Source organism: Dialister sp. (genome assembly GCF_047832375.1).
Classification (GTDB): Bacteria; Bacillota; Negativicutes; order Veillonellales; family Dialisteraceae; genus Dialister.
In genome coordinates, this window is the sequence record NZ_CP181256.1 from 608011 (window position 1) to 622004 (window position 13994).

Here is a 13994-nt window from a genome sequence, read left to right on the forward strand (position 1 = left end):
GCGTCCGTTTTAAAATAATAGTACTAAGGACTTTCAGGCTATTGGCAGATGGCCCGGGGATTTCCTGTAGTATTTATATTTGCTTGCGGACTCCATGGTTTTTACGGATTCCTGACCCATTCGCTCCGTCGGATTTCGTCAGTGCTTCCTTACCACAGCCACCGGAGCATTTATAAAAATCCATGAAAACGGAATGAGTTCATTCTGTTTTCGAGAGTAAAGGAGAGATATTTATGGCAATTCGTTTTTCTGATGTACTGGCTAATATGAAACCGTCTGACCTGGGTCCCCTTCTGGCGCTCACCGCACAGCCGGATATCATTTCCTTTGCAGGCGGCCTTCCTGCTCCGAAGACATTCCCCCTGAAGGAACTGACTGAAGTTGCTATCAAAGTAAGAGAAGAAGATGGCGCCGGCGCCATGCAGTATGGCCCGTCCCTCGGCTTCATGGGACTCCGCCAGGCCATTGCGGACCGTATGAACCGCATGTACCAGCCCATGGGCATGTACAAGGTGGATCCGAAGAACATCATGATCGTCACCGGTTCCCAGCAGGGCCTCGATATCACAGGCCGTGTCTTCCTGAACAAGGGAGATGTGGTACTCTGCGAAAGCCCGACATACCTGGGCGCTATCGGTGCTTTTGATTTCGAACAGCCAAGATACATCGAAGTTCCTACCGATGATGACGGCATCATTCCGGAAGAACTGGAAAAGGTACTGGAAAATAACGACAACGTAAAATTCATTTACGTTATTCCGAACTACCAGAACCCCACCGGCCGCTGCATGAGCCTGGAACGGCGCAAGAAATTCATGGAAATCGTAACGAAATTCGAAATCCCCGTATTCGAAGATAACCCCTACGGTGATCTCCGTTTCGAAGGTGAAGAAATTGCTCCGCTCATCACCATGGATCCGAAACATCTCGTCATGTATTCCGGCACCTTCTCCAAGACCCTGGCTCCCGGCATGAGACTGGCATGGATGGTGGTCAACGATGAAATGCTGCCGAAGTTCGACCTGGTCAAAGGTTCCACGGACCTGGCTACTCCTTCTGTTACCCAGCGTGAAGTGGCTATGTACATGAAGAACTACGACTTCGAAGGACACATCAAAGATAACTGCAAACTTTACGGCCATCGCCGGGATGTAATGTGCAATGCCATCAAGAAGTACTTCCCCTCCGATGTAAAATGCACTTATCCCCATGGCGGCCTCTTCCTGTGGGTAGAACTGCCGGAAGGCTGCAACTCCCGTGACCTCTTCAAGTACGCACTGGACCGCAAGGTTGCTTACGTACCGGGTGATGCCTTCTTCCCGGAATCCAAGAAGAAGAACTACTTCCGTCTGAACTTCTCCTACAATGATGATGATGTCATTGAAGAAGGGGTAAAGAGACTGGCCGATGCCCTGAAGGCTTATCTTGCTGATTCCAAGAAATAAGTATAAAGTATAAGCGGCAATAAAAAGGGGCTGTGAAAAAATGAGAAATCATTTTTATTCACAGCCTCCTTTTTTGTATTCCAGTTAAATATCCATTTATTTTGCTGAAATTGAGTATACTTCCCCCTTTCCCCAGTCATCCCAATTATTTTATTTTATGCTGCTCTTCGCATTCTCATGCGTTTATGGTAATGTTTATTCAGATTTTGGCCTATCGCCATGAGGTAAATCTCTACTTTTACAGGATTCGTACCTCTTCTGACGATTCTCTTGTATCCGTGGTCGTTTTTTATGATTCCAAAAGTACCTTCCGACTGGATGGAACGGTTCATTCTGAGCAGGGCTCCCTGAATACTTTCCAGGTTGGCGATGACTTCTTTATGCATGGAAGTCAGTTCCTGATTAATCTGAACTGTCCGGTTTCTTGGTGTCCTTTTACATTTCTCGGCATAGGGGCATCCGCTACAGTCTTCACACTGGTAAATCTCTTCCTGGCGCCCGTAGTGGTTACCTGGAATCGACTTTCTGTATTGGAGCCTGAATGCCCTGCCGAAGGGGCAGCGCATGATTCCGTTGGCATCAATTGTAAAATTCTCCGCCCGGAATGGGTTATCCCTGTACTTGGCATCGCTTGTCTGTTTCTTAAACATGGGGAATTTCATGAATTTTTTCATGCCATGCTGTTCGCAGTAGATATAGTTGTTAAATGAGCCATATCCCGCATCTGCTACCGGGTATTTCGGATAAAAATGATAGGTCTTATGGAACTTTTCTATCAGGGGAATGAAGCAGTTCATATCTGACCGGCACTGGCTGACATCCAAAACGGCAATATATTCGTCGGCGATGCCAAACTGCACGTTGTATGCAGGAAGAAGCTGGTCATTACCTACATAATCCTTCTTTACCCGCATAAATGTAGCTGAAGGATCAGTTTTCGAGTAGCTGTTTCGATTAGGGCCGCAGATCCTTATCTTTTCTCCATATTCCCTGAGTTTATCCGTATATTGCTTTAGCTTTTCACACATACGCTGGTGTGGAGTCTTGCGATGTCCCGGACCATGGACAAATTCCTTTTCATCCAGATTCCAGAAGCGTTCAAGAGCTTCCAGCTTTTCCTCCAGATAATCCGGAACGTATTCGGTGCTCGTTTCTATTGTTGCTCCTTCTGTTGCCAGCTCGCAGTTAATTTCATTCAGCAGTGACGTAATCTTCTCATACAGGTGATACCGGGATTTTATAGTTGTTTTTTTCCACACCCAGCTGTATTTATTGGCGTTGGCCTCCATTTTGGTGCCATCGATATAAAGATGGTTGAGATCGACGTGGTCTTCCTTGAAGATTTCTGCATTAACCGCATTGAAAATGTCCTCAATACAATTGGCTAGAACTTTGTTGATAAAGTTTGCAAAAGTGCGGTAACTGGGAGCCTGACCGTCTGAGAGGTAAATAAATCGCAGATCTGTACGGCAGGCCTTCTCCAGGCTGCGTAAAGAACAATACCCCAGCATAAATCCGAAAAGCACGAGTTTAAGTAAAATGACCGGATTGTATCCGATGCGGCCTGCAGAGCAGTGGGACTGTACCGGAAGATATTTTCTTAATCCTATAGCCTCCATTAAATGGTCAAATTCAAAAACAGGGTCATCAATTGGCAGATAAGATGCAATAGACAGTGGCAAAAAGCCCTGCCGTGGGGTACAATGATAACTGGTATTTTTGCATTTCATCATAACACTATAATACCACTGAAAAAGGTGTCCGGCTCGCTTGAGTCAGACACCTTTTTTGGCGACTGTTTTAATTCAATTATTTCACAGCCCCTTTTTTCGTAGTGATATAAGTCAGCGGCCCAGTTCGCTGAAGCGGTGATATAAGGTAGAACAGCGGCCCCGCCGCGGATAAGCAGCCACTTTCTTCGGGAAGGCGCCAGCCTTCCAAAAACCACAAACCGGTTAGCGAGCGCAGCGATGCCGACCTGCAGCCTGTATGCCTCCTTAGCCCGTTACCCATCAGTACCCATATTCCCCCTTCAAGCCTTTCAAAAAAGCTGCCACCACTGCTACTGAGCCTATTTCTGCGGCGGTGAGGGAGAGCCAGAGACCGTCAGGGCCCAGAAGAGCAGGGAGCAGGAGAATAGCCGCCACTTCGAAAATAAGGGTGTGGGAAAAGGAAATGACCGCTGACACTGTGCCGTTATTCAGTGCGGTAAAGAAGGCATCTCCGTATTTTGAAAAACCGGAGAGCAGGTAGCAGAGACAGTAAAGCCGGAAGGCATGGGTGGTGAGCTCTGTGAGGCTCCGGTCATAGCCCACGAAGAAGGATGCCAGATATGGGGCTGCGGCAAAGGCAGTAAAGGATAGGATGAGTCCCGCAACCGAGAGAATTTTCAGACTGCTATGGAGCAGGTGGGATAGTTCCTGCCGGTTTCGGGCACCGTACTGGTAGGCGGTGACCGGGATGAGGGCATCGGAGTAGCCCATATAGACCGCATCAAAGAGGAAGGAAATGTAGGAAATAACACTGTATGCGGCCAGTCCGTCTTCACCGAGCCAGGTAAGAAGTTCATAGTTATAGAGCATGGTGACAAGGGGGGCGGATACATAGGTCATCAGGCCGGAAAGACCATTAGCCATGGACCGGGATACAGGGTGGAGGGAAACAAGGGGCTTTGTGAAGTACAGCACCTTGTCAGGGGTACGGGAAAAATACAGGATCGGCAGCAGGGCGCCGGTCATTTGTGAGAGCACTGTGGCATAGGCGGCTCCCGGCAGTCCCCACTGAAAAAAGACAACGAACAGGGCATCCAGGAGGATGTTCATCATACCTGCAATGAACATGAACGAAAATCCCAGGGCGCCTTTTCTGGAGGTAAGGAGAAATCCCTGCAGCATGTTCTGCATGACGAAAAAGGGGATAGCAGGAAAGAGAATGTGGCCATAAAGAACGCTATATGATAAAAGATCTCCTTCTGCACCGAGCAAGGAGGAAATGGCGGGGGTCAGGAAATAGCCCAGCATGGCGAGAACCATACTGAGGCCCAGGCAGGCAAGGACAATCGTGGTAAAGGCAGCCCGGCCTTCGTCTTCCTTCTTTTCACCCAGAAGTTTGGAAACGTAGGCGCTTCCTCCGGTGGAGAACATGAATCCCAGGGAAGAGAACATCATGAGTGCCGGGAAAATGATATTCAGCCCGGCGAAAGGAGTCTTCCCTACAAAATTAGACACGAAGAATCCATCGGCCATGTAGTAGATAGAAATAAAAACCATCATAAGCACGGTAGGCGTGACAAGGCGAAGAAGTTTTACGACGCTCAGATGGGTAGAAAGGGAATTCAAGGCGTTACCTCCTTCAAGAGAGGCTCCGCTTCTTCGATAAAGAAAGACCGGAACCGGGACATGATGGTGATGGAAGATTCCTTTTCTTCCGGAGAAAGCCGGGACCAGGCCTTCTCTTCGAGCTGCCCTACGGGGAAAATAAACTGTTTGGCAAAGATCATTCCTTCTTCGGTGGTGTGAAGTTCTTTAGTCCTCCGATTCTCCGGGGACACTTCCACCGTGAGCCAGCCTTTCCTGACAAGGTTTTTAATGGCCAGGCTTGCGGTCTGCCGGCTCATAAAGGTGGAAAGGCAGATTTCATGGGCAAACCGGCTGCCGTCCTTGTAGACAGAAAACATGACCCAGTACTCCGAAGACGGAAGACCACTGGCTTTCTGGATTTTCTGGTAGACAGAGTTCATGCTGTTTACCAGGTTGTATAGGGTGGAAAATTTCATTTCCATCATAGAACCTCCTTGAATGTCAATAAATTGACTGTTTGCATTGTAGCAGAAGACCGCTTTATTGTCAAATTATTGACATTTTATGGGAGGAATTTATTGTGATGCTGATTCATGGCAGGGGCAGATATAAATAAAAAACGCTTCCACAATCATTTTCAGATTGTGAAAGCGTTTTTACTGGTGCCGGAGGCGGGACTTGAACCCGCACGATGTTGCCATCGCCAGATTTTGAGTCTGGTGCGTCTGCCATTCCGCCACTCCGGCATATCGGTAACCATTTTAGCACAGAAAAGAAGCAACCGTCAATATTTTTGAAAGTACATAGAATTATTTTCTACGTTTTGCAGGAAATTTATGATTCTTTGTGAATGGTTGTGTTATGATTATACATATCCTATTACAGGAGATGATACTTTGCATATTAAACTGGTACTGCTGGGGATACTGGCCCTTTTCAGTCTGTCCCGCCTGTATGAGCACAGGGATTTTCTTTCGCTCTGTGCCACAACCATCGTGGTAGCGGCATTTGTGCTGTCTGCGCTCTATGTATGGCGGAATCGGAAATAAAAGGTCATTTATCATATATAGATCTATAAGGAGGGATTCTTTTGCAGATAAAGCAATTGGCAGAAAAGGAAAGAGACACGGTCATCGCACTGCGCCGTCATTTCCATGAAAATCCGGAACTCTCACAGAAAGAGTTCAAGACCATGGATTTCATTGAAAAATTTCTTCATGATCTGGGTATCGAGACTGTACGGGTACCCCATGGCGGGGTTCTCGGTTTTATAGACAGCGGGAAACCGGGATGGACGGTCCTCATGCGGGCTGACATCGATGCACTTCCCATTAAGGAAGATCCCATCAATCTGACGAAGGAGAAAGTCTGCCTTTCGAAAAATGATGGGGTTATGCATGCCTGCGGCCATGATGGTCATACGGCTATGCTCCTGACAGAGGCTAAAATTCTTTCTGGGCATACAGAGGGCTGGGAAGGCAAAGTGGTACTCATGTTTGAAGAGGCGGAGGAAATGGGAGAACGAGGCATTGCGCCGCTTCTCCGCTACATCCGGGACCATCATATCCATGTGGACACCTGCTTTGGTACCCACGTCATGTGGAGCCTCCCGGCAGGAAAAGTAGGAATTCTCTATGGTACCGCCATGGCTGGAGCCTATTTCTTCCGAATCCGGCTCCATGGAAAGAGTGGTCACGGCAGCCGTCCGGATATGGCAGTGAGCCCCATCGAATGCTTCATTTCCATTGCATCCGAACTCCGATCTTACCGTATGCGTATGACCGCACCGACAGATAGCTTCACCTATTCCTTCGGATCGGTCCAGGCCGGCCATGAACCGAATATCATTCCGGAAGTTCTCGAATTTGCAGGCACTGCCCGCTGCACAAAGAACGATGATGGCCTGGCCTTCCGGAAGACCCTGCTGGACCTTGCAAAGAACACGGCGGCCCTCCATGGCTGCACCGTAGAAGTGGTGGAAGACCAGTATTTCCCGGTTACCGTAAATACAAAGGAATGCGTAGACCTGGCACGAAAAGCGGTAGTGGAAAACCTGGGAGAAGGAGCACTGGACAGGGACTGCCCCATGTGGATGGCCACAGAAACCTTCTCTATTACCGAATCCACCTGGCCGGGAGTCTTCTTCTTTACCGGTATCAATGATCCCGCGGTAGGGAGTGGGAGCCCTCACCATACGCCGAAATTTGATATTGCCGAAGAGGGCCTTATCACCGGCGTGGCAGCTGCCCTGTCCTATGTGACGGCGGTTCTGAAAGAAAAACCGAAGACTCCATCTTTCCACAAAGTGGACCTGGAGAGCATGCTGAAACTGACGGAATAAAATTTAGTGGATGATTGTCCATAGGTGAGCTGCTTTAATAAAACTTCTACAGAAAGTTTCTTGCCATGGCCTGCGAAATATGATAAAATGACATGGTATGAATAATGCAGACGGGAGGTGAAATACATTGCCACAGATTAAAGCTAATATGAAAAGCATGAGACAGGACGCTGCTAAAAGAGCTGCCAACGCTGCTGTTAAATCCCAGATTCACGGCGCTATGAAGAAAGCTGTAGCTGCTGCTACCTCTGAAAACAAGGATGAAGCTTTTCGCGCCGCTGTAAGCATCATTGATAGTGCTGCTCAGAAGGGCGTCATTCATAAGAATGCAGCTGCTCGTAAAAAATCCCGTCTGAACGCAAACGTAAACGCTGCTATTGCGAAAGCTAAGGCTGCTGAAGCTAAGGAAAAGGCTGAAGAAGCTAAGGAAGAAGCAAAGGAAGCTTACAAGGAAAAGATGGAAGAAAAGGCTTAATGAGACTTTTTAAAGGAACTGTAACGATTTTATCGCTGCGGTTCTTTTTTTTTGCAAAAGGGCGGGAATAGAGTGCCAAATTGCGGTTTGTCGAGCTGTTGGTGTTCGGTGCTGGTGGGTAGAGTCATCCGAATGGAGCTTCTAGCTTCTGGCGGCTAGCTGTTAGGAAGGCTGATCCGCCTGCAGCGCTTCCACCCCGTATTCCCGTCAGTCATTCGTGCTGTAGGCTGGCCAGCTTTCCTGGAAGCCAGGAGCTAGTGTCTAATTTCATAAATAATAGATTGTATTGCCGGACACAGCAAATAATGGTATACTTATTCCAGATAAATGCAAATTGCAGGGGGGGATAACGTTATGCCAAAAGTTGCTAAGCAAATACGCTGCTCCGAAAGCGAACGCATAGAACTGCATAAAATCGTAAACTCTCAAAAAACAGAGCATCGCATTGTAAGACGTGCAAAAATGGTTCTTCTATGTCTTGATGGAATGCAAATCAAGGATATCGCGGCTAAGTTGGGGGAACGCCCCAATACCGTTAGCCTTTGGCGGAATCGTTTCGCTGAACAGGGCATCCCTGGACTACAGGATAAGAAAAGGCGGGGCCGTACTGCTCAATATGGACCGGAATTCCGCGAAATGGTGTTAAATAAGCTGAAGGAAGCGCCTCCAGACGGGCTAGCACACTGGGATGGTCCTACACTGGCAAGAGTTCTGAATGTCTCAAAGGCTGCCATTTGGCGACTTATGAGAAAGGAAGGAATACAGCTGGCAAGGCAGCGTTCCTGGTGTGTCAGTACTGATCCGGAGTTTACTAAAAAGTCTGCTGATATCGTGGGACTTTACTTGAACCCGCCAGAGAATGCTGTCGTAATCAGCGTTGATGAGAAACCATCGATACAGGCCTTAAGTAGAGCCCAAGGATATGTACTTACTCATAACAAGAAAATTGTGCGCGGGTTGAAAAGCACATATCGGAGGAATGGAACAATAAATTTATTCGGTGCACTGGAGGTAGCTACCGGACAAATTTATGGAAAGACAACAAAGAGAAAAACCAGAGAGGACTTTGAAGAATTTTTAGATGACTTATTGAAAAGTGAGCCGGGTGGAGACAAAGTGCAATATCATATTATTGTCGATAATTACTGCACGCACAAGCGCTTAAACGACTGGCTGGAAAAGCATCCTAATGTCCATTTTCATTACACACCAACGTCAGCAAGCTGGCTGAATGAAGTGGAAATATGGTTTAACATTATGTCGCGAAAAGTGCTCCGAGGGGCAAGTTTTGACTCTGTTTCGGATCTTGTGTCAGCGATTAAAAAGTTTATTGCTGCCTACAATGAGCATGCAGAACCGTTCCGCTGGAAAAAACGTGAGGTCAAGGGTTCGCAACTTAGGGATACAATCGGAAACTTACGAAATTAGACACTAGCAGCTAGAAGCACCCGCACGAATGACTCTACCCACCCGTGTCGAACTCAACAGCTCGATATACTGAAATTGGCAGGGTTCTGTTTTATGCATAAAAAACCTGCAGTCCCAGGAATTAGGACTGCAGGTTTTTACTGTCATTATTCATCCAGGTTTTCTTTCTTCCGCCAGGTGAGGAAGGTACTGATACCGGTCCAGATGAGGGCCAGGGCGACCATGTACATGAAGAGAAGTCCCGCCGCATCGGGACGGAGGATGAGGACGATGCCCAGGATAATCTGGACAATGGCGGCGCCCATGTAGAGATCCGGATTCTTCAGGGCTGCTTTCTTCTTTGTGCGAAGGATAATCATGAACAGGCCCCGGATGAGGATATAGAGGGCAAAGAGCAGGGGCAGCAGGTAAGCCACTGCTGCAAATCCCACGGATACGACCATCCAGAGACCGAAAGCAATATCAAGAATAGAAATAAGAAGGTGCCAGAGGGTTCTTTCTTCCGAATCAGCCCGTAAGAAACGGAGCAACTGGCAAACACCGCCCAGCACGATGACAAATCCGATGTAATATCCAACGGCTAAAAGTGATTCGGCTGGCTGTACTATACAGAAAATACCGGCGCCGATGAAAAGAATACTGCCGATTAACAATAGTGCTGACGAAAGCATAATAATCGCTCCTTTTTGTATTTTTACACTCTGCTAATCTTCTATTTATCTCCTGCCTTTATTATAGTCCTTTTCCACAGGGAATGCCACATGATAAGCCGGAACCGGGGAAACTCGCCAATTTCAATTTGTCGAGCTGTTGGGGCGACGCTGATGGGTAGAGTCATTCGTGCGGAGGCTTCTAGCTGCTAGCTCCTGGCTTCCAGGAAAGATCAACAGCCTACGGCACGAATGACTGATGGAAACAGGCAGGAAGCGCCGCAGGCGGGCCAGCTTCCCTGGCAGCTAACAGCTAGAAGCTAGGAACTCCATGCGAGTGACTCTACCCGTCAGCATGCAAAACCCATCAGCTCTACAAACCGCAATTTGATGTGCTGCCTGCTGATATTGGCTTCCTTCTTTTTCCATCATTTGAATCTCCTTTCCCTCTCCTGTACAATAAAGAAAGATACTACATATATTCTATATAGAAAGGAGATCCTCTATGTATGTCGGCGTGGATCTGGTGAAGATAGAACGGTGGCAGCGGATTCTGGATAAGTTTCCGGCCCGGGCGGAGAAAATTTTCACGGCAGAGGAAATTGCCCATTGTGAAAAGAAGGGAAAGAAACGGGCCGAGTCCTATGCAGCCCTCTGGGGTGCCCGGGAGGCGGCGGGCAAGGCCCTGGGCATCGGGATTTTCGGCTCTGCCTGGCAGGATGCCTTTGTGACCTGGACGAAGTGGGGGGCTCCGATTCTCCATATCCAGGGTACCTTCCGGAAGAGGGCGGAGGAACTGGGAATCCGGGACATGTCTATTTCTATTTCCCATGAAGACAATATGGCCATAGCGGTGGTCGTTATGGCGGGAGGCAGTGATGATACTCACAAAGACTGAAGAATCAAGGCTTCTGGATGCCATGGCCATGAAGGACTATGGCATTCCGGAAATGGTGCTCATGGAGAACGCAGGGAGTGCTGTCGTACGCCTCACGGAAGACAAAGTCCACTGGGACGGTGCATTTACGGTCATTGTCTGCGGCACCGGAAACAACGGGGGCGACGGTTTCGTGACAGCCCGGTATGCCGCCGGGAAGGGAGCCCGGGTGATGGTGCTCCTTATGGGAAATGAAGCCCACATGAGCGATTCATCGAAGCTCTACAAGTCGGTGGTGGAAAAGATGGGGATTCCCGTCATTCCTATCGAAAAGGCGGAAGAAGGGGCGCCCTACATCCATGATGCGGACATCATTGTGGATGCTTTGATCGGCACCGGCCTTTCCAGTGAAGTGAAAGGGGAAAAGGCGGTGCTCATTTCCCTCATGAACGAGGCCCAGGGCATCATCATTTCCGTCGACGTGCCCAGCGGCATGATTACGGATACCGGGAAACCGGCAGGGGTGGTGGTGGATGCCGACTACACCGTGGCCCTTGGGTCCATCAAGCGGGGCCATGTGCTCTATCCCGGCTCTTCCTATACGGGATGCCTCCTGTATTCCCCTATCGGGATTCCGGAGGAGGCCCGGGTGGATTTCCCGGTGCGTCTGGTGGAACGGGAGGATGTATTCAATGTGCTTCCCGTAAGAAATCGGGTGAGCCATAAAGGGAAGAATGGATTCATCGGTATCTTCGCCGGGTCCGACGGCATGGAAGGGGCGGCGCTTCTGGCCGGCCAGGGGGCTCTCTACGCCGGCGGCGGCAAGGTGGCCCTGGTAACTACGAAGAAAACGGCGTCCCTGGTGGCGGGGAACATCCCGGAACTCATGGTTTCTTCCGTCGGCGAAGGCTCCTGCTTTTCTGAAAAGGACAGCGAGGCGGCCCTGGAAAAGGCGAAGGCCTACGATGTCATCGCCATCGGTCCCGGACTGGGCCGGGCGGAAGAAACCCAAAAATTCGTGAAACAGATGGTGACCAACTGGGATAAGACCATTCTCATCGACGCCGACGGCCTCTATGCCCTGAAGGAGCAGCAGGTGGACCTTGCGAAATGTCCGGGACGCCTTATCCTGACGCCCCATGTAGGGGAATTTGCCCATCTCACCGGCCTCTCTCCGGCGGAGGTGGAAAAGGGACGCATCGATGAAGCCATCCGGTATGCCGTGGAAAACCATGTGGTCCTGGTGCTGAAGGGGGCGCCTACGGTGACGGCCCTGCCCGACGGGGCAGCCTGGGTGAATACCACCGGCAATCCGGGCATGGCCACCGGCGGCATGGGCGATACGCTGACCGGCATCATCACGGCCCTCGCCGGACAGGACATGAATGGGTCCTGCGCCGCCATGGCCGGTGTCTACCTCCATGGCCTGGCAGGAGACCTGGCGGCGGAGAAGGCTTCCGTAGGCTACCGGGCCAGTGACCTGGCAAGGCTTGTCCCCCTGGCCCGGGAACGGGTGATGGAAGGAAAGTAACGTTTGGGGGCGATATTTCAGTTTGTCGAGCTGTTGGGTTTGGCGCTGATGGGTAGAGTCATTCGTGCGGAGCTTCTAGCTTCTAGCTGCTAGCTTTGAGGAAAGCTGGCCAGCCTACGGCACGAATGACTGACGGAAATACCGGGTAGAAGCGCCGCAGGCGGATCAGCCATCCTAGCAGCTAGCCGCTAGAAGCTAGGAGCTCCATGCGAGTGACTCTATCCGCAAGCGTGCCAAACCGTTCGCTCCAACAGCTCGACAAACCGCAATTTGCAAAGGAGTAGTCCATGAACTTATTTAAAAAGATACTTAAAATACTGATGGCCCTGGTGCTGTTCCTCTCTGTGGGCCTGGCCCTTGCGGGTTGCGGGGGAGGCGGAAGCGCCGCTTCTTCCGGGTCGAAGGCGGCGGCCGCCAAGACTGCCAAAGCCGCTCAGGGCAGCGGGCTCACGGTCCGGATGCTGGATATCGGCCAGGGAGATGCGTTTCTTCTGGAGAAGGACGGAAAGTTTGTGATGATCGATACCGGGGATATTGAGCACCGGGACCAGATCGTCGCGCTTCTCCATAAATATAAGGTAAAAGAAATTTCCAAGATCATCATCACCCATCCCCATGCAGACCATCTGGGAGGCATGAATGCGATTTTCAAGAACTTCAAGGTAGACGCCATTTACGATGACGGCATGCCTGCCAATACGGGGTCCTACAAGAATTACCTCCAGCAGATCAAGAGCCGTAAGATTCCCTACCACGTGCTGAAGGCAGGGGAGGACCTGGAGTTCTTTGACGGCGTGAAATTCCATGTGCTGGGACCTGTTTCCGTAATCAAGGACCAGAAAGGCAATTCCGATTTCAATAACAATTCCATCGTAGGCCGCCTGACCTACGGCACCTTCTCCATGCTCTTCACGGGAGATGCAGAGAAGGAAGAAGAAGCCACCATACTGAAACAGGGAGGTACCCTGAAGAGTGATGTACTGAAAGTGGGCCACCACGGCAGCCGTACCAGCAGTTCCCCCACTTTCCTGAAGGCCGTATCCCCGAAGGACGCCTTCATTTCCTGCGGCCAGGGCAATGACTACGGCCATCCCCACAAGGTGACCCTGCAGAAACTGGAAAAGGCAAAGATCAATATTTATCGTACCGACCGGAATGGTACGGTCACCCTGACCACCGACGGCAGCAAGTATCAGATTACAAAGGAGCGGGCATAATGAAAAAAGAAGCCATTGTAGACAGAATCGAAGGGAAAAAAGCGGTCCTCCTGACAGAAGAAGAGGAGACGGTGATCCTCCCGGCGAAATGGTTCAAGAATATCCATGAAGGCATGGCCATTGACATGGAATTCACGGAGAACCCGGAAAGGGAGGCGGAGTCCCGGAAAGAGGCGGAGGACCTGCTGGCGGAAATCAAGAAGATGAATGGGGAGGAGTGACTGGCCTGCGGCCAGAAGTGGCTGAGGGGTAATGCCTTCGGCAAAGTGGCTCAAGGGGAACGGGCTTCGCCCGAGGGGGTGGTGCGGCGCACAATTCATATAGCGCCGCTCCTTTTTGGATGGGATGATTCCGATGCCGTCAAATTGCGGTTTGTAGAGCTGTTGGAGGTTGGTATGCTGATGTGCAGAGCCATTAGGAGCGGGGCTGTTAGCTGCTAGCTTCTAGCTGTTAGGAATGCTCCACAGCCTGCGGCGCTTCCCAACAGCTAACCTCCGTCTGCTTCGCAGCCACCGACGGCCGGGCCCAGAAAGGAAGGCGCTTTTATGGGCAGGTAAAGCGCAAACTTGGGCCCGGCTCGAGGGTCCTATGCAGGACACCTCGCCTTCCCAAGGAAGGAGGCTAATCATTAGCGGCTCCGCCGCCGTTGGAACCCTAAAGACTTTGACCATAAAACGAACAATTGACTCTGCAGGAGGCTCCTTCCTCGAGAAGGAGCTGCCCACGGGGCT

The 13994-nt window shown here is 50.3% G+C and carries 13 protein-coding genes and 1 tRNA gene; 9 read left to right on the forward strand and 5 right to left on the reverse strand.

Annotated elements, in window-relative coordinates; genetic code table 11:
* Window positions 1–233 precede the first annotated feature (233 nt).
* Window positions 234–1445, forward strand: a complete 1212-nt coding sequence (locus ACFWUL_RS02600) for a PLP-dependent aminotransferase family protein (protein ID WP_416177717.1) — start codon at window positions 234–236, stop codon at window positions 1443–1445.
* Between the two features lie 155 nt (window positions 1446–1600).
* On the opposite strand, the gene ACFWUL_RS02605 is transcribed toward ACFWUL_RS02600, so the two are convergent.
* The 4 genes from ACFWUL_RS02605 to ACFWUL_RS02620 form a co-directional block, all read right to left on the reverse strand.
* Window positions 1601–3178 (reverse strand): IS1182 family transposase, encoded by a 1578-nt coding sequence (locus ACFWUL_RS02605; RefSeq protein WP_416177718.1) that lies wholly within the window; start codon window positions 3176–3178, stop codon window positions 1601–1603.
* A 279-nt stretch (window positions 3179–3457) separates the two neighbouring features.
* Window positions 3458–4783 (reverse strand): MATE family efflux transporter, encoded by a 1326-nt coding sequence (locus ACFWUL_RS02610; RefSeq protein ID WP_416177719.1) that lies wholly within the window; start codon window positions 4781–4783, stop codon window positions 3458–3460.
* On the reverse strand, window positions 4780–5229 hold the full coding sequence (locus ACFWUL_RS02615) for a MarR family winged helix-turn-helix transcriptional regulator (RefSeq protein ID WP_416177720.1): 450 nt from the start codon (window positions 5227–5229) through the stop codon (window positions 4780–4782). Before ACFWUL_RS02615 ends, ACFWUL_RS02610 begins: the two co-directional genes overlap by 4 nt.
* A 175-nt stretch (window positions 5230–5404) precedes the next feature.
* Window positions 5405–5490 (reverse strand) — tRNA-Leu (locus ACFWUL_RS02620).
* A 150-nt stretch (window positions 5491–5640) separates the two neighbouring features.
* On the opposite strand from ACFWUL_RS02620, the gene ACFWUL_RS02625 reads away from it, so the two are divergent.
* The 4 genes from ACFWUL_RS02625 to ACFWUL_RS02640 all read left to right on the forward strand — a co-directional run bounded on the left by ACFWUL_RS02625 (window position 5641) and on the right by ACFWUL_RS02640 (window position 8988).
* A complete protein-coding gene (locus tag ACFWUL_RS02625) occupies window positions 5641–5793 on the forward strand; it encodes a hypothetical protein (protein WP_297041660.1) in 153 nt (50 codons plus the stop codon).
* A gap of 41 nt (window positions 5794–5834) precedes the next feature.
* A complete protein-coding gene (locus ACFWUL_RS02630; RefSeq protein ID WP_297041659.1) occupies window positions 5835–7085 on the forward strand; it encodes a M20 metallopeptidase family protein in 1251 nt (416 codons plus the stop codon).
* A 127-nt stretch (window positions 7086–7212) separates the two neighbouring features.
* Complete coding sequence (rpsT, locus tag ACFWUL_RS02635) at window positions 7213–7560, forward strand: 30S ribosomal protein S20 (RefSeq protein ID WP_374110507.1); 348 nt, start codon at window positions 7213–7215, stop codon at window positions 7558–7560.
* A gap of 354 nt (window positions 7561–7914) precedes the next feature.
* Window positions 7915–8988, forward strand: coding sequence for an IS630 family transposase (locus ACFWUL_RS02640; RefSeq protein ID WP_416176725.1), 1074 nt, complete (start codon window positions 7915–7917; stop codon window positions 8986–8988).
* 146 nt (window positions 8989–9134) lie between these two features.
* On the opposite strand, the gene ACFWUL_RS02645 is transcribed toward ACFWUL_RS02640, so the two are convergent.
* Window positions 9135–9659 (reverse strand): HdeD family acid-resistance protein, encoded by a 525-nt coding sequence (locus tag ACFWUL_RS02645; RefSeq protein ID WP_297041658.1) that lies wholly within the window; start codon window positions 9657–9659, stop codon window positions 9135–9137.
* A gap of 484 nt (window positions 9660–10143) precedes the next feature.
* On the opposite strand from ACFWUL_RS02645, the gene acpS reads away from it, so the two are divergent.
* The 4 genes from acpS to ACFWUL_RS02665 all read left to right on the forward strand — a co-directional run bounded on the left by acpS (window position 10144) and on the right by ACFWUL_RS02665 (window position 13484).
* On the forward strand, window positions 10144–10536 hold the full coding sequence (gene acpS, locus ACFWUL_RS02650) for a holo-ACP synthase (protein ID WP_297041655.1): 393 nt from the start codon (window positions 10144–10146) through the stop codon (window positions 10534–10536).
* Window positions 10517–12046: an NAD(P)H-hydrate dehydratase gene (locus ACFWUL_RS02655; protein WP_416177721.1), complete on the forward strand. Its 1530-nt coding sequence runs from the start codon at window positions 10517–10519 to the stop codon at window positions 12044–12046. The genes acpS and ACFWUL_RS02655 overlap by 20 nt, the downstream gene beginning before the upstream one ends.
* A 287-nt stretch (window positions 12047–12333) precedes the next feature.
* Entirely contained in the window at window positions 12334–13263 is a 930-nt protein-coding gene (locus ACFWUL_RS02660) for a ComEC/Rec2 family competence protein (protein WP_297021044.1), read from the forward strand.
* Entirely contained in the window at window positions 13263–13484 is a 222-nt protein-coding gene (locus ACFWUL_RS02665; RefSeq protein WP_297021046.1) for a DUF3006 domain-containing protein, read from the forward strand. The genes ACFWUL_RS02660 and ACFWUL_RS02665 overlap by 1 nt, the downstream gene beginning before the upstream one ends.
* Window positions 13485–13994: the final 510 nt, after the last annotated feature.

Excerpts from the sequence above, each read along its gene's own strand:
- ACFWUL_RS02600 (WP_416177717.1), top strand. The coding sequence starts at position 234 with ATGGCAATTCGTTTTTCTGATGTACTGGCTAATATGAAACCGTCTGAC.
- ACFWUL_RS02605 (WP_416177718.1), bottom strand. The coding sequence starts at position 3,178 with ATGATGAAATGCAAAAATACCAGTTATCATTGTACCCCACGGCAGGGC.
- ACFWUL_RS02615 (WP_416177720.1), bottom strand. The coding sequence starts at position 5,229 with ATGATGGAAATGAAATTTTCCACCCTATACAACCTGGTAAACAGCATG.
- ACFWUL_RS02640 (WP_416176725.1), top strand. The coding sequence starts at position 7,915 with ATGCCAAAAGTTGCTAAGCAAATACGCTGCTCCGAAAGCGAACGCATA.
- ACFWUL_RS02645 (WP_297041658.1), bottom strand. The coding sequence starts at position 9,659 with ATGCTTTCGTCAGCACTATTGTTAATCGGCAGTATTCTTTTCATCGGC.
- acpS (WP_297041655.1), top strand. The coding sequence starts at position 10,144 with ATGTATGTCGGCGTGGATCTGGTGAAGATAGAACGGTGGCAGCGGATT.
- ACFWUL_RS02655 (WP_416177721.1), top strand. The coding sequence starts at position 10,517 with ATGATACTCACAAAGACTGAAGAATCAAGGCTTCTGGATGCCATGGCC.
- ACFWUL_RS02660 (WP_297021044.1), top strand. The coding sequence starts at position 12,334 with ATGAACTTATTTAAAAAGATACTTAAAATACTGATGGCCCTGGTGCTG.
- ACFWUL_RS02665 (WP_297021046.1), top strand. The coding sequence starts at position 13,263 with ATGAAAAAAGAAGCCATTGTAGACAGAATCGAAGGGAAAAAAGCGGTC.